Below are 629 nucleotides of genomic sequence, written 5' to 3'. Positions count from 1 at the left end.
CCCATTTTCGGTATCGTAAGCCGTGACCAACTGAAGCGCATCCTTGGCATTTCCCCGAAAGGAGCCGCGTAACACCTTGCCATCAAAGGCAATGATGGGTTTGCCCTGATGAGTGCGCTGTTCATTGACCCAGCACAGCAACGCTTCAAGCAAGGTATCGATGACAATGCAGCGCAGAATGCGGGCAACCGTGTGACGCCGCGGGATGCCGTTGGCAAAGGGGCGATGCTGACGGAGCCAATCGATCTTTGAATCGCCATAGGTTTCGATGTCATTCCAGCCCTCGGCACCACTCATGATGGCACTGATGACAAGGAACATGACATCAACCAGGTTATGTTTACGATTGATCTCAGAGCGAGTTTCTTCGACAAGGGTAAGGTGTTCAATCAACGTCATAGCGCGTGCCTCCTGCATGGAGACGCGATTAGATCACAGACGATATGCCTGTTCAAATTTCATTAACAAAGTGCGATCCCGCCCTGAACACCCAACGGTGGAATGTAATGACCCACTGAAATCCTGCTCAGGTCATAATGAGTGGAGATCACAGACATGAGCATCACGATGGACGAAGAAATCAAACGTTGGACGGCCAAGCGCAAGTCCGCCTTGGTCATGGAAATCAT

The 629-nt window shown here is 51.2% G+C and carries 1 protein-coding gene; it reads right to left on the bottom strand.

Annotation, left to right across the window (positions count from 1 at the left end):
• On the bottom strand, positions 1 to 399 hold a 399-nt coding region (locus C3418_RS23870; protein WP_146054096.1), incomplete at its 3' end, for an ISAs1 family transposase.
• Between the last annotated feature and the right edge of the window lie 230 nt (positions 400 to 629).

The sequence above is a fragment of the Aeromonas sp. ASNIH8 genome, from assembly GCF_002919855.1.
GTDB lineage: Bacteria > Pseudomonadota > Gammaproteobacteria > Enterobacterales > Aeromonadaceae > Aeromonas > Aeromonas caviae.
The sequence above is the reverse complement of the archived record's forward strand: the minus strand, read 5'-3'. Positions and strand labels throughout refer to the sequence as shown.